The sequence below is a fragment of the Aeromonas sp. MR7 genome (genome assembly GCF_963899385.1).
In the GTDB taxonomy this organism is placed as follows: Bacteria; Pseudomonadota; Gammaproteobacteria; order Enterobacterales; family Aeromonadaceae; genus Aeromonas; species Aeromonas bestiarum.
Genome location: NZ_CAWQXH010000053.1, coordinates 1 through 22,174, shown reverse-complemented (window position 1 = coordinate 22,174; position 22,174 = coordinate 1). Strand labels below are relative to the sequence as shown.

Here is a 22,174-nt window from a genome sequence, read left to right as displayed (position 1 = left end):
CGCCGCCGTATTGACGTCACGCCTTATAAGGCCAGCCGACTATCAGATACCGTACTGGGCGCGATAAGCCTGCATGGCAACCAGCTGCTCGGCCAGTTCCGGCCGCTCCGCCTGCTGCTCTTCCAGATAAGCGATGAGATCCGCCATCTGGATGATGGCGATGATGTGGGCGCCGTAGTCGCGCTCCACCTCCTGAATGGCAGAGAGCTCCCCCTTGCCCTTCTCCTGACGGTCCAGCGCGATCAGCACCCCGGCCAGGGAGGCGCCGTTGGCCTGGATCAGATCCATAGACTCGCGGATGGCGGTGCCGGCGGTGATGACGTCGTCCACCAGCATGATGCGCCCCTTGAGCGGGCTGCCCACCAGATTGCCGCCCTCGCCGTGATCCTTGGCCTCCTTGCGGTTGAAGCACCAGGGCACATCCACGTCGTGTTGCTCCACCAACTGCACTGCAGTGGCGGAGGCGATGGGGATCCCCTTGTAGGCCGGGCCAAACAGCACATCGAACTCGATGCCGGCATCCATCAGGGCAGCGGCATAGAAGCGGCCGAGGCGGGCCAGATCGCGACCGCTGTTGAACAGACCGGCGTTGAAGAAGTAGGGGCTTTTACGACCGGATTTCAGGGTAAATTCACCGAATTTGAGGACCTGTTTCTCCAGGGCGAACTCGATAAATTGACGCTGGTAGGCTTTCATTCTGGCTCCTTGCTTGGCTTGTCGTTTACTTGTGTGGGGGTATAAAAAAACGCGGTCAATGCCGCGTTTTTAAAATTATGAAAGCGACTGCTTCTGCAGCCCAATGATCTCTTCAATGCCGCCCTTGGCGAGCCCCAGCATCGCCAGCAGCTCCTCATGGGTGAAGGGTTCCGCCTCTGCGGTGCCCTGCACCTCTATGATGCGACCATCTTCGGTCATCACCACGTTCATGTCGGTCTCGGCGGCGGAGTCTTCGATGTACTCCAGATCGCAGATGGCTTCGCCCTGATACATGCCGACGGAGACGGCAGCAATCATCTGCTTGAGCGGGCTCTGCTTGAGCATGCCCTTGCCTACCATCCAGTTCAGCGCGTCCACCAAGGCCACGCAGGCACCGGTAATGGCGGCGGTGCGGGTGCCACCATCGGCTTGCAGCACGTCGCAGTCCACCGTGATGGAGTGCTCGCCCAGCGCAGTCAGATCGACGGCAGCACGGAGGGAGCGGGCGATCAGACGGGAGATTTCCAGGGTGCGGCCACTCTGCTTGCCGGCGGCGGCTTCACGGTTCATGCGCGAATGGGTGGAGCGCGGCAGCATGCCGTATTCGGCGGTGACCCAACCCTGACCCTTCCCTTTCAGGAAGCGCGGAACGCTGGTGTCGACGCTGGCGGTGCAGAGCACGCGAGTGTTACCGAACTCCACCAGCACTGAGCCTTCTGCATGTTTGGTGAAATTGCGGGTAATGGTAACCGGGCGAAGTTGCGCGGCACTGCGATCGCTTGGACGTGACATGGAACGGACCTCTGGGCTGGCTCAAATTGGCGAAGGAGTATAAGTGATCCAGCCCCAAATATCAGCCGCTAAGACGCCGTTCATCATCGGTCGTGAGCAGTCATCGCAAGGGCGAGGGAGCGCACAGAAACCGGCGTCCATCACCCTCGTTCATGAGCCGGGGCAGTACCGGGCCCGGCTCAACTCTGTCCCACAAAAGCCGGAACGGGTTCTAAAGCCACGGCTATGGCTGACGGGACAAGTCTGGCTGAGTATACTGGCCGCACACTTCATCAAGCCCGGAACAATCAATGATTCACAGCATGACCGCCTACGCCCGCAAGGAATTCAAGGGCGACTGGGGCACAGCCGTTTGGGAAATTCGTTCGGTCAACCAGCGCTATCTGGAAACCTATATCCGTCTGCCGGAGCAACTGCGCAGCCTGGAGCCGGTGCTGCGTGAGCGTTTCCGTGCCAAGCTGCAACGCGGCAAGGTGGAGTGCAACCTGCGTTTCGAAGCCGCTCAGGCCGCCGCCAGCCAGCTGCACATCAATGAAGAGCTGGCCAGGCTCATCATCGACAGCGCCAACTGGGTAATGAAAGAAGCGGGCCAAGGCCAGCTCAACCCGGTCGACGTGCTGCGCTGGCCGGGTGTCATGGCCGCCGCCGAGCAGGACATGGACGCGGTTGCCACCGAGCTGCTCGGCGGGTTTGACCAGACCATGGAAGACTTCATCGCCTCCCGCGCCAGCGAAGGGGCCAATCTCAAGAACTTGATCCAGCAGCGTCTGGACGGCATCCAGGTGGAAGTGAAGAAGGTGCGCATACACCTGCCGCAGATCATCGAGTGGCAGCGCCAGAAGCTCACCGATCGCCTGACCGAAGCCAAGGTGGAACTGGATCCGGCCCGTATCGAGCAGGAAATCGTGCTGCTGGCCCAGAAGATCGATGTGGCCGAGGAGCTGGATCGCCTGGAGATGCACATCAGCGAAACCGTCAAGATCATGAAGAAGGGTGGCGCCTGTGGCCGCCGTCTCGACTTCATGATGCAGGAGTTCAACCGCGAGTCGAACACGCTGGGCTCCAAGTCCATCAACGCCGAGGTGACCCAGTCTGCCGTCGAGCTGAAGGTGCTCATCGAGCAGATGCGCGAGCAGATCCAGAACATCGAGTAATGGATGCAAGAAGCCCGTCAACGACGGGCTTCTACTCAATGCCTGCACCACACTACCCTTGGCTTGAGCCAGATCGGATTTTCATTCCTGGCCGACAGCATCTGACTCGCTTGTGCGGTATGCTGTCACGCTGATGCTCAACAACGACCTCTATTGAGGCCTGCCTTATGAAATACCTTGTAGTACAAACCAAACAGATAGGGGATGTGCTGATCTCCACCGCGCTGTGCAACAACCTCAAGCAGAACGATCCAACCGGGGAAGTTCACTATCTGGTCATGGATTATTGCGCGGGTATGGCGCAGGGCAATCCCAATATCGATCGACTCCTCATCATAGAGAAAGCCAGGCGCAACGACTGGCGCTACATGAAAGACCTGCTGCTGGCTATCCGCCGCGAACACTATGACGTGGTGGTCAACAGCCAGGGCCAGATGATAGGCCTGCTGACCTGCCTCTTCTCCGGCGCCAGGTTGCGGATAGGATTTGACTCCTTCCCCTGGCGGCTCGGCCACAACCGCATAGTGCGCTTTCGCAAAGACACCGAATTCCAGGGCAACAGTACCCTGATCGACGACCGCTTCTCGCTGCTCAAGCCGCTCAAACTGGCCAAAGAAGATCGCAATTACCATCTCTGGCTCAGCGAAGAGGAGAAACAGCAGGGACGGGAAACCTTGCAGGCGGCCGGCGTCGATCTCGCACGGCCCTTGATCGCCATGGGCGTCAACTCGCTGGGGCACTACAAGCGCTGGCCCATCGACTGCTTCGCCCAGGTTGCCCAGTGGCTCATCGAACAGCACAACGCCCAGATCCTGATCTACTGCGGGCCGGGGGAAGAGGAGTACAACCGCGGTCTCAAGCCGCTGCTGTCTACCGCCTTGCAGGGCAGCGTGTTTGATCAGATCAAGACCCGCTCGGTACGGGAGCTGGTGGGGCTGTTTGCCCATTGCCAGCTTTTTGTCGGCAACGACACGGGCCCCCGCCACATGGCCCAGGCCATAGACCTGCCCCTGCTGACCATAGTGGCCCCCGGCGGCGACAAGATCATCGCCAATCCGGTCAACCACCCCCGCTATCAGGCCATCGATATCTTCGATGCCAAGGGACCGGCTTTCCAGCTGCCGCAGAATGCGGAAAAGGACTTCATCGATGAGACCCTGTTGCGCGCCATCACACCCGAGCTGGTGATTGCCCGACTGACAACGCTGCCTGATTGGCAAGCAGCCACTGCCTGAATAGCCGGTCGAACTCGGTCAGGTTGAGAGAGTTGATGTCCTGTTCGCGGAGATTCTCCGAGAACAGGACGGTCGCTGACGGGGAGTTGGGATGCCACTCCAGGAAATTCTCGTTGCCACCCCCTATATCCGGGTTGTAGAGACCCAGAATGGGTTGCTCCAGCCCGGCGGCGATATGTATGGTCGCCGTGTCCACCGAGATGAGGCCCTGACTCTGACGCAACTGGGCAAACAGGCCCGCCAGCGAGGGTGCATCGGGTGACAATACCATGCGCTCGGGTCGGGAGAGTCCGGCCCGGATCCCCGCGACTTCAGCCTCCATGCCCGGTGGATAAAGCAGACAGATGGCAAATGGGCAGGCGTCCAGCATCCTCTCCAGCATCTGCCGGATCAGCTCAGGTTTCAGACGGCGGGAACTGCCGCTGCCATAAGGGTTGAAACAGAGCACGACATCATCTGGCCACCAGCTCGCAACCGACGCTTCCTGACCCAAAGCGGGGATGATGTAGCGCCGATCCGGGTCTGCCACCCCGAGTCGATTCAACAGCAGGGCAAACTTGTCGGAGAAGTGCATGCCGCTGGACGCGGCTCCCAGCTTGAGATTGATGGCCTGCAGGGCATCGTCCATGCCGGCGACCCAATCTGCCCTGACCTGGCTGATGAAAAAGATATCCTTCATCTTCAACATCTTGCCAAAATGAACCATGCAACCAACCTCCCCCAGTGACTGTGCCAGCCGCCTGAGTTGACAATAACCGGGGCGCTTGGGCACCTCGATGACCCTATCCATGCCGAAATGATCGCGAAACAGGGGAGCCATGGCTGCCGTTGTCACGATCCACACCTCGCGTGCCGGGTTGACCCGCTTTAGTTCGCGGGCCACCCAGGACGAGACGATCGCATCGCCCAGTTTGGCATCCCAGCGCAGCAGGACGACTTTTCCCTCGCTCTCCCTGGTGGGTTCAGGCCGTTTTCGATCAAACAGGAACCGTCCCATCTTGCGGCGAAGAATGTCACGTTTGAGTTGCAGGTCGTTGATTAATGACATGAATCCACCAAGATGGCCGTTGAATTGGGAAGGTATGATAACTGTCTGACGTGACTAGAGTGCCATCAAGGCATCGACCTGACGGCTGATCTCGGCAGGCGAAAGCGCGGAAAGGTTGTCCGTGGTCGATCTCAGGATGATATTGCGGCCAGAGAGTGGAATAAAGGCATCGCGCCAGGACTCGTTGTTCATCAACACCAGGGTGGGCACCCCGAACGAAGACGAGATATGGATGATGGAGGTATCGGTCGAGATGACACCCTGCGCATCCTTGATAATCTTTGCCGCATCTAGAATGGTGTCGGGAAACAGGGCTGTCATGTCCTGCCGCTGGCATGCCAAAGGGCGCCTGGAGAAGACCAGATAGGAAACCCCAGCATACACAGGCAATTGAGCCAGAATGCCGTTGATTTGCTCATCCGCCATCGAATTGCCCACCTGACTGCCGGTCAGATTGACCAGCAGATAACGCCCATAGCCACTGGTATCCAGCTGTTCATTGCAGGGCGATGGTATGGTGACCAGTACATCCGTTTGATCCCCCGCCACGCTGAGCATGCGATAGACGAAATGATCCCGGATCGGGCGTGACGGCACTATGGTGGCCTTCTTGTTGAACAGCGGCAGCAACTTCTGCTGCTGTTCGCTCTTGAAGCGCAGGGGCAATGACTGCAATCGACCATTGGCCAGCAACAACAGCTTGGTCATGGCGATATCGTCAGGCTCATCGAACAGGTTGATGACCACGTCATAGTGCCGTTGCCTGAGCTCGCGCAGTTTGCACCACATGCCCGCTGGCAACAGGGTGTCGTTCAGGGTGATCACATGGCATTGATCAATACCGGGCACAGATGCCGCCAGCAGTGCATTGCGCTGGCTGCACACGAGGTCAAATCGGGCGGCTGGATACAGGCGCCTGAGCTGCGCAATGGCGGGCAATGACAGAATGAAGTCGCCGATGGCGTCATAACCGACCAGCAGCACGCTTGCCACTTCTGTTCCGACGGGGCTCGGGATAGCAGCAGGCTGGCTGCCAATGACCCACTTGGCAATGGAATGGGTAAGCAACTTTTTGAAATTCATAGATTATCCAGCATGTATGGCCCTACTTCGCCGGTCAGGATAGCAGGGGGGTTACTGACCCCAATCCTGGCCAGGACAACCCGCCTATTCCAGATAGTGGCCGTAAGCCCGATCATCAATCGTGGTGGTAAAGAGATCCACATCCAGGCAACAGGGCTCAACACCGGAGGCAGCTAGGCCATTAAGCTGCAGGCGACCAGTCAGATAATCGGAAGGCATGCGCAGCGGATAAGCACACTGCAATAATTTCTTCGCCCCTGCCAGGGTCAGAACATACCCTGCGGTCGACAGGATCCCTCTCCTGGAGGCGCGACTCGGTGTCAGATATCTGGCAAGCCGATAACCACCCGGCAAGGAGGAAAGAATTGGCCAGCGCTTGGCTTTGCCATGATGCAGGAAGACGATCTCCGAATGGCAGGAGTGCACTATCGTCTCGATGATCGCCTTGCTGTGCATGTGCAGGTAAATGTCATCTTCCAACACCACGCAGCGATCAATTCCCTCGGCGACGATGCGCTCATAAACCCGGATATGGCTCATGGCACAGCCAATCTCGCCAAAACTCAGTTCATGGCCACACACTTCTTTGGCCAGCTCCAAATCAACCTTGGCAAGTTCCGCACTGCTCAATGCTTTCCCATCGGTCGCATCTACAAACTCGAAATTGATGCCCAGATGCGCCATCTGCTGTACAACCATCGCCCGCCGCTCAACGCTGCGAGCCAAACTGATGACAAAAACCGGAATCATGACGTACAGGTATCCTTTTCAAATTCATGGGCAAACCAGATGAAAACCAGGCTGAGCGTGTACAAATAGAGCACCCCTTGATGTTCAAACGGAACATCGCTTAGCGAATTAATCGCAAACGCCAGAGGCACCAGTACCCCTGCAGAAATCCTGTTTATATTTTTCGCGGCAAAATAGAGCGGCAGGCCAAGAAATATCACAAGTGCAATAAATCCGATACCGCCTCGAACTACCAGGTTCTGCATATATTGGTTATGGGCATGAGCTAACTCTGAGCTGAGAATAGATGGTGATAGTACCCCGCTCTCAGCCTGGCTTCGCTTCAGTGCGTCAAATCCGTTTGTCCCCACCCCAGCCAAGGGTGAATCCAGAAATCCCAGCCAGGCACTCTGCCAAGCAATGACGCGCAAGCCCCAAGACGAGTAATATGCACCTGCTTCTACCAACTTGTATTCAGATACTGCGGAGAGTATGCGAGCCTGTGCCAATTGATTATTTTGATATATTGCCCCCGTCGTAGCCATGCAGAGGATGGCCACCGCAATGTATTTCCACGGCTTGAAATAGGCCTTGTAACAGATGACGTAGGCGAGGATCACTCCGAATGCGAGCCAGACCCCCCGGCTCTGGGAGAGATAAAGCGCAAACAGGGCCGCAATCAGGCCAATCAGAGCCCCCCTCCGAAACCATCCTGGCAGCCGCCTCTGCTGAAAGACAAACCAGTTGAGGATTGCCAGCGTCAGCGCCGCCTGCGAGAAGAGAATCGCGTTGGTAAAGCCTTCCACCCTGGCAATGCCGTGCTGGTATTGCCAGATGCTGAGGATGCCCAATCCCATCCCGCCCAGTACAATGGCCAGATAACCCAGCATCAACAGGATCGGCTTGCGCGGCATCATCAGCGCAAAGACGACGACATAAAACAGCCCGCGCATGACCCCGTATTGATCACCGTGAATCAACCGGTTCACGAAGATCATGGCGGCATAGACCAGCAGCCCCCAGAGAATGCGACGGTCTTTGAGCCCGACATCCCGTTGTTTGCCGACAAAGTAATTCAACAAACCGAATATGCCGGTCACGGCCAGCAGATTGGATTGAATGCTCTGGCCGGCAGGGGCCAGAAACAAGCCGCAAAAGGAAAACAGGATGGTCAGCGCAAACAGGGCTGTGGTTGTTCTATCGAGCAATGCAAGGCTTCTGCTGAGCATCAATCAAGATTTCCTGAAGACATAGTTACCCCGGATTTTGCGCCACAGGCCAAAAACATCGGTACGCGGGAAAATGGCGATGCGACGGATCCGGAAAGGGTCCTGGTGCATGGTTCTGGGACCGCTGTTGGTCGCCACGGCAAAACGGTAGCCTGCGGCCTGTGCCTGCACCTTGGCGCTCTCGTCTATATCCCCATAAGGGTAGGCGAACGACAGCAGAGGGTGGCCGAGCAGGGACTCTAGTTGCCGTTTATTTTCTCTTATTTCATGAGCTTGCTGCTCGGGTGCAAGTTTGCTCAGCCTAGGATGGGTCAAAGTATGACCACCGATCTCCACATGGCCAGAGGCCGTCAGCGCCTTGAGCTGCTCGCCATTCATCAGGTCAACCCGGGTGTCCGGGTTGCTCGCATGCTCCACGTCCCAGCGGTTATAACCTTCTCCCGTGACCACGTATACCACTGCTTTGTAACCATATTTTTCCAGCAGTGGCAGCATGCGGGTCAGGTTGTCCTGATAGCCGTCATCGGCGGTGATCATCAGGTACTTCTTGCCGTATTCAAGGCGATAAATAAAGCCCTTGTCCGCCAGATCGCGGAAGGTCAGAGTTTCATAACCCAACCATTTCATTAAACGAAGATGCTTCTCGAACATGGCAATCGGCATCCAGGTACCATGTACCCCCTTCTCGCTGTCATGCTCGATGAAGCGGTGGTACATGATAACAGGCATCTCGCGGCGCAATGTCTCGACCACGGCATCCTGATAGATGGATTCCAGCCCGGATACGACCCCCTGCAAGCCGTACTCATCCTGAATGCGCTGGCGAATGGCCTCAGGCACACTCTTGCTGGCCAATGCGGGTGCTATCTCTGTCTTCAAGGCACTGAAGTCGATCGCCAGATCCTTGGGGCCTATGTCACCGAAGTTGCTGGCCAGCGCCTCGGCCAGATTGGATTCATCCACCAGTCCGATGGCCTTGGCCTCGCCGATGGCAAAAGCGGGACGCCCGCACAGCAACGCCTCCATCGCCACCCGGCCTGCACCGATCACCAGATCGCATTGCGCCATCAGCGCAGGCACATCATCCACATAACCGACGAAATCGACCTGCTTCTGGAAGCGGTGGAAACGCTCGGGCAGCTGGCTGCCGCTCACCACCCGAACCTGACAGGCATCCAGATCCAGCACCTCGTCCAGCAGGCGATAGCAGAGCTCACCCTTGGGCCCGCTCAACCGGCCAATGATGGCGATCACCGGCCTGGCGTTGTGCGGGGCCGGCACTGGCTGAAACTTGTCACTCTCGATGCCGTTGCGCAGCACCTGCACTATGGCCGGATCCACCCCCAGATTGTCGATGATCTGGTGGGCAATATCCTCGCAGACGGCCACGGCCCTGAACCCGAGGGCATGGAAAGCCTTGCGGGAGGCGTGCACCGGCTGGCGGCCATGAACCGTGGTGATCATGGGAGTACCGGTCAGCTTGCAGGCCACATAGCTGCTCCAGCCGGAGGCTCGGGAGTGTGCATGCACTAACTGGATGTGATGCTTCTTGATGAGGTAGATGAGATAAAACACATGCCAGAAGCGGCGCAGTATGCTGCGCTTGTTGAAACGCAGCTTGAACACCGCACCCAGAGTGGGCTTGGTCAGCGTGTCTGAAACGTAAAAAACGTAGTGACCACGCCGGGTCAATTCGTTACCGACCGTGGTGGCATAGACCTCAGCTCCCGTCACTTCGAGCTGGGAGAGTGCCATCAATATGTTCATCGCGCGGTTACCCGGTAGAGAAGAGAGGAACGGCAAGTCGTAACAGACGCTAGAAACCGGAAGCTGGCGAGTGCCTGCTTCCGGTTTTGCGCGCAACACTGCCGCCTTGTGCTCACCCGTTAGCAGTTGAGCCAGGCCATGTAGTCGGCCACGCCCTCGGCCACTGTCTTGAACTCGGCGTCATAACCGACACCGCGCAGCCTGGTCATGTCTGCCTGGGTGAAGCTCTGATAGCGACCCTTGAGGTGATCCGGGAAGGGAATGTACTCGATTGCCCCTTTCTGATGATGCTGAATAACGGCTTCGGCCACGTTCTGGAACGGCTCGGCACGACCGGTACCGCAGTTGAAGATGCCGGAGTGCTGCGGGTTCTGCCAGAACCAGAGGTTCACCTTGCAGACGTCATCCACATAGATGAAGTCACGCATCTGGCCACCGTTCGGGAAACCGTCACAGCCTTCGAACAGCTTGGGATTCTCACCCTTCTTCACCTGGGTATTGAGGTGGAAGGCGACGGAAGCCATTGAGCCCTTGTGCTGCTCGCGCGGACCGTAGACGTTGAAGTACTTCAGACCCACGACCTGGGAGTTTATCTCCGGCATCCAGCGGCGCACGTACTGGTCGAACAGCTGCTTGGAGTAGCCATAGACGTTGAGTGGCTGCTCGAACTTGGGATCTTCGATGAAGTTGTCGTTGCGGCCACCGTAGGTCGCAGCGGAAGAGGCGTAGATGAACGGAATTTCCCGCTCGATGCAGTAGTGGAACAGATCCTTGGAGTACTCGTAGTTGACCTCCATGATGAACTTGCCGTTCCACTCGGTGGTCGCGGAGCAGGCACCTTCGTGGAAGATAACCTCGATGCCGTCGTCCCACTCTTCAAACTCGTCACCGGAGACGATCCGCGCCTGGAACTCGTCCTTATCCATGTAATCGGCAATGGTCAGATCGACCAGGTTGACGAACTTGGTGCCGTCGGTCAGGTCATCGATGACCACGATATCGGTCCGTCCTTGAGCGTTCAGCTGCTTGACCAGATTGCTGCCGATAAAGCCAGCACCGCCAGTTACTACGATCATGGAGTTTGCCTCGCGTACGTTGATGGTCACGTGTGACTGCTTGTTAAAGCTGTGTATAGTGAGCCAATTTGAAATTGCCGAAAAGTTTATCACGGGCCGCAAGGGGATTCGACCTTGATGCAACGGGCCCGCCAGAGGGAACAGTGATGAAAACCAGAGACAGGATCATTCACAGCGCCACAGAGCTGTTCAACGATCAGGGTGAGCGCAACATCACCACCAACCACATTGCCGCCCATCTTGGCATCAGCCCTGGCAACCTTTATTACCACTTCAGGAATAAAGAAGACATCATCCACTCGATTTTTGATCAATACGCCCGCCACCTGAGCGAGAGCTTCACCCCGGCGCGCAGTCACGAGATCAAGCTGGAAAACCTGATGGGCTACCTGGATGCCATCTTCTATCTGATGTGGCAGTTCCGTTTCTTCTACGCAAATCTACCGGACATCCTGAGTCGCGATGAGCCGCTGCAGCAGAAATACCTCAAGGCCCAGGAGCAGTTGCGCTCCTCCGTGGTTGCCCTGCTCAGGAGCCTGCGTGAGGGGGGCATCATTGACGTCAACGACGAAGACCTGCCCGACCTTGGCCAGACCATCAAGATGGTGGTGACTTGCTGGATCCCGTTCCAGATTGCCCAAGCGCCCAATACCCGCATCACCAAGCCGCTGCTCTATCAGGGGGTATTGCGGGTGCTGTTCCTGCTGCGCCCCTATGTACAGCCCCAGGTGGCCGGGCAGATCCGCCAGCTGGAGCAGCATTACCGCCAACTGGCCCAACCAGCAGGGTGAGATCTGTTTCACAATTGTTGAATATCAGCACAATCATTTGAATTCACCGCAACAGATTGCAGTAAAATACTGCCCATTGTTGATAATCAGCTGAAATAGCCAATGAGGATCGAGGATGTCTAACGGATTCTATCGTCACCTGACCGAGCAACTTAGCCAGGTGCAGGCGGAAGGATTGTACAAGCAGGAGCGCATCATCACCTCGGCCCAGCAGGCCCAGATTGCGGTGGGTGGCGAGCAGGTACTGAACTTCTGTGCCAACAACTATCTGGGGCTGGCCAACCACCCGGACCTTATCGAAGCGGCCCATCAGGGGCTGGATAGCCACGGCTTCGGCATGGCCTCGGTGCGTTTCATCTGCGGCACCCAGGACAATCACAAGGTGCTGGAACAGAGGCTGTCCACCTTCCTCGGCACCGAGGACACCATCCTCTACTCCTCCTGCTTCGATGCCAACGGCGGCCTGTTCGAGACCCTGTTCGGCGCCGAAGACGCCATCATCTCCGATGCCCTCAACCACGCCTCCATCATAGACGGCGTGCGGCTGTGCAAGGCCAAACGCTATCGCTACGCCAACAACGACATGGCCGAGCTGGAAGCCCAGCTCAAGCAGGCTGACGCCGACGGCGCCCGCTTCAAGCTGATCGCCACCGACGGGGTCTTCTCCATGGACGGGGTCATCGCCGACCTCACATCCATCTGCGATCTGGCCGACAAATACGATGCCCTGGTGATGGTGGACGACTCCCACGCCGTCGGCTTCATCGGCGAGAACGGCCGCGGCACCCACGAATACTGCGGCGTGCTGGACAGGGTCGACATCATCACTGGCACCCTGGGCAAGGCGCTCGGCGGCGCCTCCGGTGGCTACACCTCGGGCAAGAAGGAGGCGATCGACTGGCTGCGCCAGCGCTCCCGCCCCTATCTCTTCTCCAACTCGCTGGCGCCGTCCATCGTCTCGGCCACCATCAAGGTGATCGACATGCTGGCCGACGGCCACGCGCTGCGCGCTCGCCTCAAAGAGAACAGCCAGTATTTCCGCGAGCGGATGAGCGCCGCCGGCTTCACCCTGGCGGGTGCCGATCACGCCATCATCCCTGTGATGCTGGGGGATGCCAAGCTGGCCTCCGAGATGGCGAGCCGCATGCTGGCTGCCGGCATCTATGTGGTGGGCTTCTCCTTCCCGGTCGTGCCCAAGGGCCAGGCGCGCATTCGCACCCAGATGTCCGCCGCCCACACCCGTGAGCAGCTGGACAAGGCCATCGATGCCTTCATCCGCATCGGCCGTGAACTCGGCGTTATCTGATTTGAATCAAGGGGCCGAACGCCCCTTTTTTCTGCATTCATCGTGAAGGAACAACCATGAAAGCACTCTCCAAACTGCACAAAGAAGTCGGCATCTGGATGACGGACGTACCGGCCCCCGAGCTCGGCCACAACGACCTGCTGATCAAGATCCGCAAGACCGCCATCTGCGGCACCGACATCCACATCTACAACTGGGACGACTGGTCCCAGAAGACCATTCCGGTGCCCATGGTGGTCGGCCATGAATACGTCGGGGAAGTGGTCGCCATCGGCCAGGAAGTGCGCGGCTTCGCCGTGGGGGATCGCGTCTCTGGTGAAGGCCATATCACCTGCGGCCATTGCCGCAACTGCCGCGCCGGCCGCACCCATCTGTGCCGCAACACCATAGGCGTCGGGGTCAACCGTCCGGGCGCCTTCGCCGAGTATCTGGTGATCCCGGCCTTCAACGCCTTCAAGCTGCCGGACAACATCCCCGATGAGCTGGCCGCCATCTTCGATCCGTTCGGCAACGCAGTGCACACAGCCCTCTCCTTCGACCTGGTGGGTGAGGACGTGCTGATCACGGGCGCAGGCCCCATCGGCATCATGGCTGCCGCCGTCTGCCGCCACGTGGGCGCCCGCCATGTGGTGATCACGGACGTCAACGAATACCGGCTGGAGCTGGCCCGCAAGATGGGCGCCACCCGCGCCGTCAACGTGGCCAAGGAAAAACTCTCCGACGTGATGAGCGAGCTGGGCATGACCGAAGGCTTCGACGTGGGGCTGGAGATGTCCGGCGTGCCCAGCGCCTTCCAGGACATGATCGACAAGATGAACCACGGCGGCAAGATTGCCATGCTCGGCATCCCGCCCGCCACCATGGCCATCGACTGGAACAAGGTGATCTTCAAGGGTTTGTTTATCAAAGGGATCTACGGTCGCGAGATGTTCGAGACCTGGTACAAAATGGCCAGCCTGATCCAGTCAGGACTGGACCTCTCCCCCATCATCACCCACCGTTTTGATATAGATGACTTCCAGCAGGGCTTCGATGCCATGCGCTCCGGCCAGTCCGGCAAGGTGATCCTCAGCTGGGATAAATAAGCCTCCCGGCGCCTCAATCCCATGAAACCCGGTGAAGACCGGGTTTCTTTTTCTGCGCCTCTCCTCGCCAGTTTGTGATCTGACGAAGAAACTTTGCACGCAGAGTGCTTAACACTTCACACACAAGCGTTTAAATGGCTGTAACTATTCGGTTATAATCCAGTCGTTTTCTAGGGATAATAAAAGCCTGCTGGGAGTACATGAGCGTGTTGAAAAAACTGAGCTATTTGCTGGTTGTCGGGATGACGGCTGCCAGTCTGTCCGGCGTGGTGCTTGCTGCCGATGATATGTCACCGGAAGCGATTGCCGAACGGATCAAGCCTGTCGGTCAAGTCTATACCGCCAAGGATCTGGAAGGAATTGCGACCGCAGGCGCAGCTCCTGCGACGGCGGCCCCCTCAGGCCCACGCGATGGCGAGGCCGTGTTCAAGGGCGCTTGCTTCGCCTGCCATGACATGGGGATTGCCGGTGCACCGAAACGCGGTGACAAGGCAGCGTGGGAGCCACGTATTGCCCAAGGCATTGATACATTGAAGAAACATGCCATCGAAGGCTTCGCTGGCAAGACCGGCGTCATGCCGCCACGGGGGACTTGCGCCACCTGTAGCGATGAAGAGATCGAAAACGCCATTCACTATATGATCGACAAGCTCTAAGTGATTGAAAGGGCCGCAATTGCGGCCCTTTCAATCTGTTCACTTCCGGCTACTCTTTGTAGGGTAGGCAAACCGGGAGTTTCTATGTCAGCGCAACCCATAGCACCACAGTATTCGACTCCCTTGCTGGCGTTGGTGTCCGCTATTATGGATTTCCCTGCCCCCTCCTCTGCCACGCCCAAAGATTACGACACCCTGATCCAGCAATTGGACCAGCTCTGCCCGCTGCAGCATTTCGGCATGCTGGGCTTGTCAGAGGCTGGGCTGCACTGGGTATGCGAACATCAGATTTCCGACAGTTTCAAACTGCAGCTGGGGCTGGAGGAATCACGACTCACAGAACAGCTGACCCAGCTTGATGAAGCCCAGGGCTGGTGCGTGTTTCCCATTGAGCATGGCCAGGTGCAGTGGTTGCTGGCCTGCAGCCAGCCCAAGGAGTTGCCCACCCTGCGCCTGCTGCTGGAGTGCCTCGCCAAGCGATTGAATGAAACCCAGGCCGGCTCGCAACTCTCGGAACTGGCTTCTCCGCTCATCCGCAAGGATCCGGACTGGCAGAAAAAAATCGAGAGCATCAATCGCATCATTCGCCTGGCCAATACCCTGCCCAGCCAGGCCCTGTTCTCCCAGCTGGAAGCCGTGCTGCGCCAGATGCTGAGCATCCAGGACATGCTGCTGGTGCGCATCGACAGCCACCAGTTGGAAAAGATCTATCCCGAACTGCCGCTGCACGGCGATGAGTTCATCGCAGGCATGTGTCACAGCACCAACAACATGGAGCAGCACAGGGAGCAGCTGTTCTGGTACAGCCAGCCTCTGCGGCTGCAGCAGCAATATTTCGCCCATTTCATCATCAGCACCCCGCAGCCGCTGGAGACGGACGATCGGCTGTTCCTCGACTTCCTGCGCAGCCAGCTAACCCTGCTGCTGGAGCTGAGACGGATCCGGCAACAGCTGCACGATATCAATTCGGAAGACTCCATCAATCAACGCCTGCAACAGCTGCGGCAGACCAATCTGAGATTGCAGAAGCAGCTCAAGCAGCATCAGGAGCTGGAGCGCAGGCTGCAGTTCGATGCCCTGCACGATCCGCTGACCCAGTTGCCGAACCGGGCCCTGCTGATGAACCACCTCAACCATGCCATGACCCACTTCCACCGTTACAAGTCCCCCGGGTTCTCGCTGATCTTCATCGATGTGGATCATTTCAAGCAGGTCAATGACACCCTGGGTCATGGCGCAGGCGATCAACTACTGAAGGAGATGAGCCGCCGTCTGCAAACCTGCATCCGGCAGAACGACATGGTGGCCAGGCTGGGCGGGGACGAGTTCGTCATCTATCTGGACAACAGCAAGAATGAGGACGATATCAGCCCTGTGCTCAATCGCATCATCAGCCGCCTCTCCTATCCCTTCCGGCTGCAAGGCAACGAGCTGAGCATCACGGTCAGCCTGGGGGTGGCCAGCGTATCGGAGCAGACCACCGACATCAGCCAACTGCTCCATCAAGCCGATCTGGCCATGTATCAGGCCAAGCGCAACGGGCGCAGCCGTATCGTCAGCTATTCGGAAGAGTGTTCTGCCCAGACTTGGGCCTCACCGGAAGAGATGCTGGCCAGGGCCCTGCGCGAGGGTCGCATACTGCCCTATTTCCAGCCGGTGATCCGGCTCAAGGACAGCCGCCTGACCGGACTGGAAGTGATGGCGCGCTGGATCACCGAAGAGGGAGTGCTCAAGGATGCTTTCGACTTCATCCCGCTGGCGGAGCAGTGCGGCCTCATTCAGGAGCTGGATTACCAGATCCTCCGCCACACCTGCCAACAGTTGAAAGAGTGGTTGCCCATTTCGGGCCAGAGCAAGTTCAAGGTCGCCATCAACCTCTCCGGCAAGCATCTGGTCAATCACGAGCAGATCATGCGGCTGATGGACATCATAGAAACCGAGGGGATAGCGCCTGGCTATCTGATCTTTGAATTCAACGAGCGGGAGCTGTCGCGGCAGGATTCGGATGCCCTCACCTCCCTGCACGAACTGAGGGCCAAGGGCATTCAGATCAGTCTGGATGATTTTGGCACCGGCTTCTCCTCCCTCAACGCCCTGTTCCACTTCCCGGTGGATTACATCAAGGTGGATGACAGCTTCACCCATCGCATGCTGCAATCCCCCAAGGATTTGGCGCTGATCCGCGCCATGCGGGACATCTGCCAGGATCTGGACTTCACCCTGGTGGTCGAAGGCATCGAGAACCAGCAGCAGTTGCAGAAGCTGATCGACATGGGTTGCCTGATGGGGCAAGGGCGCTACATCTCCCCCCCCATGCCGGGAGCCGATATCACACCCCTGCTCACCCAGACCAAGAGTGAGCGCGGCTAGCCGCCGACTCAATCCTTCTTGAACAGCGCCCTCAGGTTGGCAACCCCGACTTGCCCCTTCTGCTGGCGCTCCTCGGCCGTCACCTTCTTCTGGTTCTCCCACTCCAGATCGTCTTGGGGCAGCTCCAGCAGGAAGCGGCTCGGCTCGGGCCGCACCGACTCGCCATATTGGCGCCGCTCCTTGCAGAGGGTGAAGGTCAGCTCGGTCTGGGCGCGGGTGATACCCACGTAGGCGAGACGTCGCTCCTCCTCCACATTGTCTTCATCTATGCTGGTCTGGTGGGGCAACAGGCCCTCCTCCATCCCCACCATGAAGACGTAGGGGAACTCCAGCCCCTTGGAGGCGTGCAGCGTCATCAGCTGCACCTGATCCGCATCATCCTCCCCCTCGTTGCGCTCCATCATGTCGCGCAGGGTAAGGCGGGTGACCACCTGAGCGAGCGTCATCGACTCCTCCAGCTCATCCCCTTCCAACATCTCTGTGATCCAGCGATAGAGGGTGGAGACGTTCTGCATCCGCATCTCGGCCGCCTTCGGGCTGGGGGACGTCTCGTAGAGCCACTCCTCGTAGTGGATCTCCTTGATCATGTCCCGCACCGCCTCCACCGGGTTGCCGCGCAGGGCCTGATCGCCGAGACGCACCAGCCAGTTGGTGAAGGCCTGCAGGGCCACCAGACCACGGCCGGAGAGCGATTGTTCCAGCCCCAGCTCGAAGCTGGCGGCAAACAGGCTCTTGCCGCGCTGGTTGGCATACTGGCCAAGTTTCTCGAGCGTGGTGGGGCCTATCTCCCGCCGCGGCAGGTTGACCACCCGCAGGAAGGCGGTGTCCTCGTCCGGATTCACCAGCAGCTTGAGGTAGGCCATGATGTCCTTGATCTCGGTACGGGAGAAGAAGGAGGTACCGCCCGAGATGCGATAGGGGATGCGGTTGGTCATCAGCGCCTTCTCAAAGATGCGCGACTGATGGTTGCCCCGGTAGAGGATGGCGTAATCCTTGAAGCGGGTGCGGTTCATGAACTTGTGGCCCATCAGCTCGGCGGCGATCCGCTCCGCCTCGTGCTCCTCGTTCTTGGCAAACAGCACCTTGACCGGCACCCCGTAATCGAGCTCGGAGAAGAGCGCCTTGTCGAACACGTGAGGGTTGTTGGCGATCAGTATGTTGGCGCATTTCAGAATGCGTCCCTTGGAGCGGTAGTTCTGCTCCAGCTTGATGAGCTTGAGGCTCGGAAAGTCTTCGTTGAGCAGCACCAGATTCTGCGGCTTGGCGCCACGCCAGGAGTAGATGGACTGGTCATCGTCCCCAACCACGGTAAAGCGGGCCCGCTCGCCGACTATCTGCTTCACCAGCTCGTACTGGCTGGTGTTGGTGTCCTGATACTCATCGACCAGCAGGTAGCGGATCTTGTTCTGCCAGCGGGTGCGAACCTCGTCATTGCTCTTGAGCAGCAGGGTCGGCATCACGATAAGGTCATCGAAGTCGAGTGCGTTGTAGGCCACCATCTGGCGGTGATAGCGCTCGTAGAGCTGGGCCATCAGCACCTCTTCCGGCCCTTGGGCGATACGCATGGCCCGCGCCGGCAGTATGAGGTCGTTCTTCCAGTTGGAGATCTGGCTGATCAGGGCCGACAGCTTGTCCTTGTCGTTATCCAGCTCAGCCTCGGTCAGCTCCTTGAGCAGCGCCAGCTGGTCGGTGTCGTCGAACAGGGAGAAGTTAGCCTTGAGATTCAGACTCTTGTGCTCGCGGCGTATGATGTCGAGGCCCAGGGTGTGGAAGGTGGAGACCATGAGTCCCCGCGCCTCCTTGCGGCCCAGGGTCTGACCAACCCGCTCCTTCATCTCCCGCGCCGCCTTGTTGGTGAAGGTGACGGCCGCTATGTTACGGGCGTTATAGCCACACTGCTGCACCAGATAGGCGATCTTGTTGGTGATGACGCGCGTCTTGCCCGATCCGGCTCCCGCCAGCACCAGGCAAGGGCCGGAGACAAACTTGACCGCTTCGTTCTGATTGGGGTTGAGCTTCATGGGCCGGATCTCTTGGCTTATGATGAGGGGCGGCATTGTAACAGAAATCAGCGGGCGAGCCGCATCGCTGCGCCACACACCATCAGTCGGCAAACATCGTGTGCCTTGTGTTCGAGCGCCATTTTCAGGATCATGGCCGACTTTTCCAGATGATGACGAGGGGAGCATGAATCAGCAACAGCATGGGAGGCTGCGCGGCCAATTTCCGGCCTTGGCGCAGCAGGTCAACGGCCATCCTCTGGTCTATCTGGACAACGCCGCCACCACCCAGAAACCCCAGGCGGTGCTGGATGCGATCAATCACTACTACAGTGCCGACAATGCCAACGTGCACCGCGCCGCCCATGCCCTGAGCAGCCGCACCACCCGGGCCTTCGAGGCCGCCCGCGAGACGGTCGCCCGCTTTATCAAGGCGCCTCACAGCAGAGAAGTGATCTGGACCCGTGGTACCACGGAAGCGATCAACCTGGTCGCCCAGAGCTGGGGCCTGAGCGAGCTCAAGGCGGGGGACGAAATCATCCTCAGCACCCTGGAGCACCACGCCAACATAGTGCCCTGGCAACTGGTCGCCCAGCGCACCGGCGCGGTGATCCGGGTCATCCCCCTCGATAAGCGGGGCGATCTCGATATGGCCGCCTATCACACCATGCTGGGACCGCGCACCCGGCTGGTGAGCGTGGCCCACGTCTCCAATGCGCTCGGTACCGTCAATCCGGTCGCGCAGATAGTGGCAGCGGCCAAGGCGGTCGGCGCTCTGACCCTGATCGATGGTGCCCAGGCGGTGGCCCACCTAGAGGTGGATGTGCAGGCCATAGGCTGCGACTTCTATGCCTTCTCCGGTCACAAGCTCTATGGCCCGACCGGGATCGGCGCCTTGTGGGGCAAGGTAGAATTGCTGGAAAGGATGCCCCCCTGGCAGGCGGGCGGCGAGATGATAGACAGAGTCAGCTTCAGCGGCACCACCTTCAACGCCCTGCCGTTCAAGTTCGAGGCCGGCACCCCGCACATCGCCGGTGCCATAGGCCTGGCTGCCGCCATCGACTTTGTCATACAACAAGACAGAGGCGCGCTGGCACAGCATGAACAGAGACTCACCGACTATCTGGTGGCGGGGCTGCGGCAAGTGCCGGGTCTGCACCTCATCGGTGAACCGGCACAACGGGCAGGGGCGGTCTCCTTCCTGCTCGATGAGATCCACCCGCAGGATGCTGCCACCCTGCTCGACATGCAGGGCATAGCGCTGCGGGTCGGCCATCACTGCGCCATGCCGTTGATGGAGAGCCTTGGTATCGGCGGTACCATGAGGGCCTCGCTGGCCTGCTACAACAATCAGGATGACGTGGACGCCCTGCTGGCAGCCCTGCACAAGTTAAGTGACTTCTTCTAAGGCGGATGATTGAAATGAGCGAGCTCGCAACCTACACCCAAATCGGCCGGGAGCCTGACGCCGATGCTATCCGTCAACAGTTCGCCGCCGTCAAGGGCTGGGAGAACCAGTACCGACTGATCATCCAGCTCGGCAAGTCGCTACCCGCGCAGCCCGCCGAGTGGCAGACCGAAGAGCACCGCCTGAAAGGGTGCGAAAGCCAGGCCTGGCTGAAAGGTGAAAAGAGCGAAGATGGCTGCTGGCACTTCGCCTGCGACTCCGATGCCCGCATCGTGCGCGGCCTTATCGTCATCGTGCTGGCGGCGCTCAACCATAAGACGGCGGAAGCGATCCTGGCCTTCGATATGGACGGCTATTTCACCGAACTGGGGCTGGAGAAACACCTGAGCCCGTCACGGGGTAACGGGCTCAGGGCAATAGTGCTGGCGATCCGGGATCAGGCGTCGGTCTGATCCCCTGCCATCGGTGGTATCTCTTCCGCCTTCACGGCTGCCTCAAGGCGCTCCACTTTAGCCCCCCGCTCGGCAATCTTCTTTAGCACCCGGGAAGCGGCAACCAATCCGAAGGTCGCCGTCACCGGCGTCACCGCCCCGAAGCCGGAGGCACAATCCATCTTCATGTTGCCGTCGCTGCTCGCCTTGGCCTGGCAGGTGCCGCCATTGCCGTCGGGATAGCTCAACTGCTCGGTTGAGAAGACACACTCCACCCCGAACTTGCGCGCCGGGTTCTTGCTGAAGTTGTGCAGGCGGCGCAGATCGGATCGCACCTTGGCCGCCAGCGGATCCTGAATGGTCTTGGCGAGATCGGCCACCGTGATTTGGGTCGGATCCATCTGCCCGCCGGCACCACCCGCCACTATTACGGGTATCTTGTTGCGCTTGCAGAAGGCGATCAGCGCCACCTTGGCCTTGACCGAATCGATGGCATCCACCACATAGTCAAACTCCCGCTTGATATGCTCGGCCAGGTTGTCGGCTGTGACGAAGTCGTCCACCTCTATCACCTCGCAATCGGGATTGATGGCCCGAATGCGTTCCGCCATCACCTCGGTCTTGAGGCGGCCGACCGTACCCTGCATGGCGTGGATCTGGCGATTGGTGTTGGTGATGCAGATGTCATCCATATCGATCAGGGTGATCTGATTGATACCGGCCCGCGCCAGCGCCTCTGCGGCCCAGGAACCCACCCCGCCAATGCCCACCACGCAGACCCTGGCCTGGCTGAAGGAGCCGAGTGCGTTCTGACCATAAAGACGGGCAATGCCCCCGAATCGCTGTAGATATTCTGCTTTCATACCACCACCTTGCTTGAGGGCGGCCATTATAGCGGCAACAAGGGCCCACGACATCATCGGATGAGGTGGTATGGATACAGGAAGAGGGGAAGGAATAGCAGCGAGTGCTGGATTTTGGATATCCAAAATGAAAAAAAGCCCTGAACTTGCGTTCAGGGCTTTTCAAATAGTGGCGGAGCGGACGGGACTCGAACCCGCGACCCCCGGCGTGACAGGCCGGTATTCTAACCGACTGAACTACCGCTCCGCTGTCTGGTTAGCTTTTTGCTAAATTGTCTGCCGTTTCAATGAGGTGTCATCCTCTCGGCCAACGTCGTGATGTGCACGGCGCTGTTTAATTGGGTGCCTGGCAGTGTCCTACTCTCGCATGGCGAATGCCACACTACCATCGGCGCTACCGCGTTTCACTTCTGAGTTCGGCATGGGATCAGGTGGTTCCACGGCGCTATGGCCGC

19 protein-coding genes, 1 tRNA gene and 1 rRNA gene are annotated in these 22,174 nt (G+C 58.8%); 9 read left to right on the top strand and 12 right to left on the bottom strand.

The genetic code is table 11. The annotated features are described in order from the left end of the window. Positions 1–42 precede the first annotated feature (42 nt). Both pyrE and rph read right to left on the bottom strand, forming a co-directional pair. Positions 43–696 carry an orotate phosphoribosyltransferase gene (pyrE, locus tag AACW87_RS21855; RefSeq protein ID WP_241326151.1) on the bottom strand — a complete coding sequence of 218 codons (654 nt, stop codon included), beginning with the start codon at positions 694–696 and terminating at the stop codon, positions 43–45. A 75-nt stretch (positions 697–771) separates the two neighbouring features. Beyond that, positions 772–1,488: a ribonuclease PH gene (gene rph / locus AACW87_RS21850; RefSeq protein ID WP_043142571.1), complete on the bottom strand. Its 717-nt coding sequence runs from the start codon at positions 1,486–1,488 to the stop codon at positions 772–774. Positions 1,489–1,778: 290 nt separating this feature from the next. On the opposite strand from rph, the gene AACW87_RS21845 reads away from it, so the two are divergent. Both AACW87_RS21845 and AACW87_RS21840 read left to right on the top strand, forming a co-directional pair. Beyond that, positions 1,779–2,642 (top strand): YicC/YloC family endoribonuclease, encoded by an 864-nt coding sequence (locus AACW87_RS21845; protein ID WP_103472337.1) that lies wholly within the window; start codon positions 1,779–1,781, stop codon positions 2,640–2,642. Positions 2,643–2,809: 167 nt separating this feature from the next. Then, entirely contained in the window at positions 2,810–3,877 is a 1,068-nt protein-coding gene (locus AACW87_RS21840) for a glycosyltransferase family 9 protein (RefSeq protein WP_241326150.1), read from the top strand. Here AACW87_RS21840 and AACW87_RS21835 read toward each other — a convergent pair. The 6 genes from AACW87_RS21835 to rfaD form a co-directional block, all read right to left on the bottom strand. After that, entirely contained in the window at positions 3,813–4,925 is a 1,113-nt protein-coding gene (locus AACW87_RS21835) for a glycosyltransferase family 9 protein (protein WP_241326149.1), read from the bottom strand. The two genes, AACW87_RS21840 and AACW87_RS21835, sit on opposite strands and share 65 nt — an antisense overlap. A gap of 54 nt (positions 4,926–4,979) precedes the next feature. Further along, on the bottom strand, positions 4,980–6,008 hold the full coding sequence (locus tag AACW87_RS21830; RefSeq protein ID WP_241326148.1) for a glycosyltransferase family 9 protein: 1,029 nt from the start codon (positions 6,006–6,008) through the stop codon (positions 4,980–4,982). A gap of 84 nt (positions 6,009–6,092) precedes the next feature. Then, entirely contained in the window at positions 6,093–6,758 is a 666-nt protein-coding gene (locus AACW87_RS21825; protein WP_241326147.1) for a glycosyltransferase family 25 protein, read from the bottom strand. Continuing rightward, positions 6,755–7,969, bottom strand: coding sequence for an O-antigen ligase family protein (locus tag AACW87_RS21820; protein WP_241326146.1), 1,215 nt, complete (start codon positions 7,967–7,969; stop codon positions 6,755–6,757). Before AACW87_RS21820 ends, AACW87_RS21825 begins: the two co-directional genes overlap by 4 nt. Then, positions 7,970–9,733, bottom strand: coding sequence for a polysaccharide deacetylase family protein (locus tag AACW87_RS21815; protein ID WP_241326145.1), 1,764 nt, complete (start codon positions 9,731–9,733; stop codon positions 7,970–7,972). It lies immediately after the preceding gene. 119 nt (positions 9,734–9,852) lie between these two features. Beyond that, positions 9,853–10,809 (bottom strand): ADP-glyceromanno-heptose 6-epimerase, encoded by a 957-nt coding sequence (gene rfaD / locus AACW87_RS21810; protein WP_241326144.1) that lies wholly within the window; start codon positions 10,807–10,809, stop codon positions 9,853–9,855. Between the two features lie 146 nt (positions 10,810–10,955). Here rfaD and AACW87_RS21805 point away from each other — a divergent pair, with 146 nt between their 5' ends. From AACW87_RS21805 to AACW87_RS21785, 5 genes are all read left to right on the top strand, one after another. After that, positions 10,956–11,600 (top strand): TetR/AcrR family transcriptional regulator, encoded by a 645-nt coding sequence (locus tag AACW87_RS21805; RefSeq protein ID WP_241326143.1) that lies wholly within the window; start codon positions 10,956–10,958, stop codon positions 11,598–11,600. Between the two features lie 115 nt (positions 11,601–11,715). Further along, complete coding sequence (locus AACW87_RS21800) at positions 11,716–12,906, top strand: glycine C-acetyltransferase (protein WP_241326142.1); 1,191 nt, start codon at positions 11,716–11,718, stop codon at positions 12,904–12,906. Between the two features lie 56 nt (positions 12,907–12,962). Continuing rightward, positions 12,963–13,991: an L-threonine 3-dehydrogenase gene (gene tdh / locus AACW87_RS21795; RefSeq protein ID WP_103472345.1), complete on the top strand. Its 1,029-nt coding sequence runs from the start codon at positions 12,963–12,965 to the stop codon at positions 13,989–13,991. A gap of 200 nt (positions 13,992–14,191) precedes the next feature. Continuing rightward, positions 14,192–14,647, top strand: a complete 456-nt coding sequence (locus tag AACW87_RS21790; protein ID WP_042870432.1) for a c-type cytochrome — start codon at positions 14,192–14,194, stop codon at positions 14,645–14,647. Between the two features lie 84 nt (positions 14,648–14,731). Next, entirely contained in the window at positions 14,732–17,017 is a 2,286-nt protein-coding gene (locus AACW87_RS21785; RefSeq protein WP_098981370.1) for a putative bifunctional diguanylate cyclase/phosphodiesterase, read from the top strand. 8 nt (positions 17,018–17,025) lie between these two features. Here the strand turns inward: AACW87_RS21785 and rep are convergent, their stop codons facing one another. Next, entirely contained in the window at positions 17,026–19,038 is a 2,013-nt protein-coding gene (gene rep / locus AACW87_RS21780) for a DNA helicase Rep (protein ID WP_098981367.1), read from the bottom strand. A 166-nt stretch (positions 19,039–19,204) separates the two neighbouring features. On the opposite strand from rep, the gene AACW87_RS21775 reads away from it, so the two are divergent. Both AACW87_RS21775 and AACW87_RS21770 read left to right on the top strand, forming a co-directional pair. Next, a complete protein-coding gene (locus AACW87_RS21775; protein WP_241326141.1) occupies positions 19,205–20,425 on the top strand; it encodes an aminotransferase class V-fold PLP-dependent enzyme in 1,221 nt (406 codons plus the stop codon). Positions 20,426–20,439: 14 nt separating this feature from the next. Beyond that, positions 20,440–20,877, top strand: coding sequence for a SufE family protein (locus tag AACW87_RS21770; RefSeq protein WP_241326140.1), 438 nt, complete (start codon positions 20,440–20,442; stop codon positions 20,875–20,877). Here AACW87_RS21770 and tcdA read toward each other — a convergent pair. The 3 genes from tcdA to rrf form a co-directional block, all read right to left on the bottom strand. Next, positions 20,862–21,719 carry a tRNA cyclic N6-threonylcarbamoyladenosine(37) synthase TcdA gene (gene tcdA / locus AACW87_RS21765; protein WP_241326139.1) on the bottom strand — a complete coding sequence of 286 codons (858 nt, stop codon included), beginning with the start codon at positions 21,717–21,719 and terminating at the stop codon, positions 20,862–20,864. The genes AACW87_RS21770 and tcdA overlap by 16 nt on opposite strands. A gap of 170 nt (positions 21,720–21,889) precedes the next feature. Beyond that, a tRNA-Asp gene (locus AACW87_RS21760) sits at positions 21,890–21,966 on the bottom strand. Between the two features lie 97 nt (positions 21,967–22,063). Next, positions 22,064–22,174 (bottom strand): 5S ribosomal RNA (rrf, locus tag AACW87_RS21755); the annotation flags it as partial.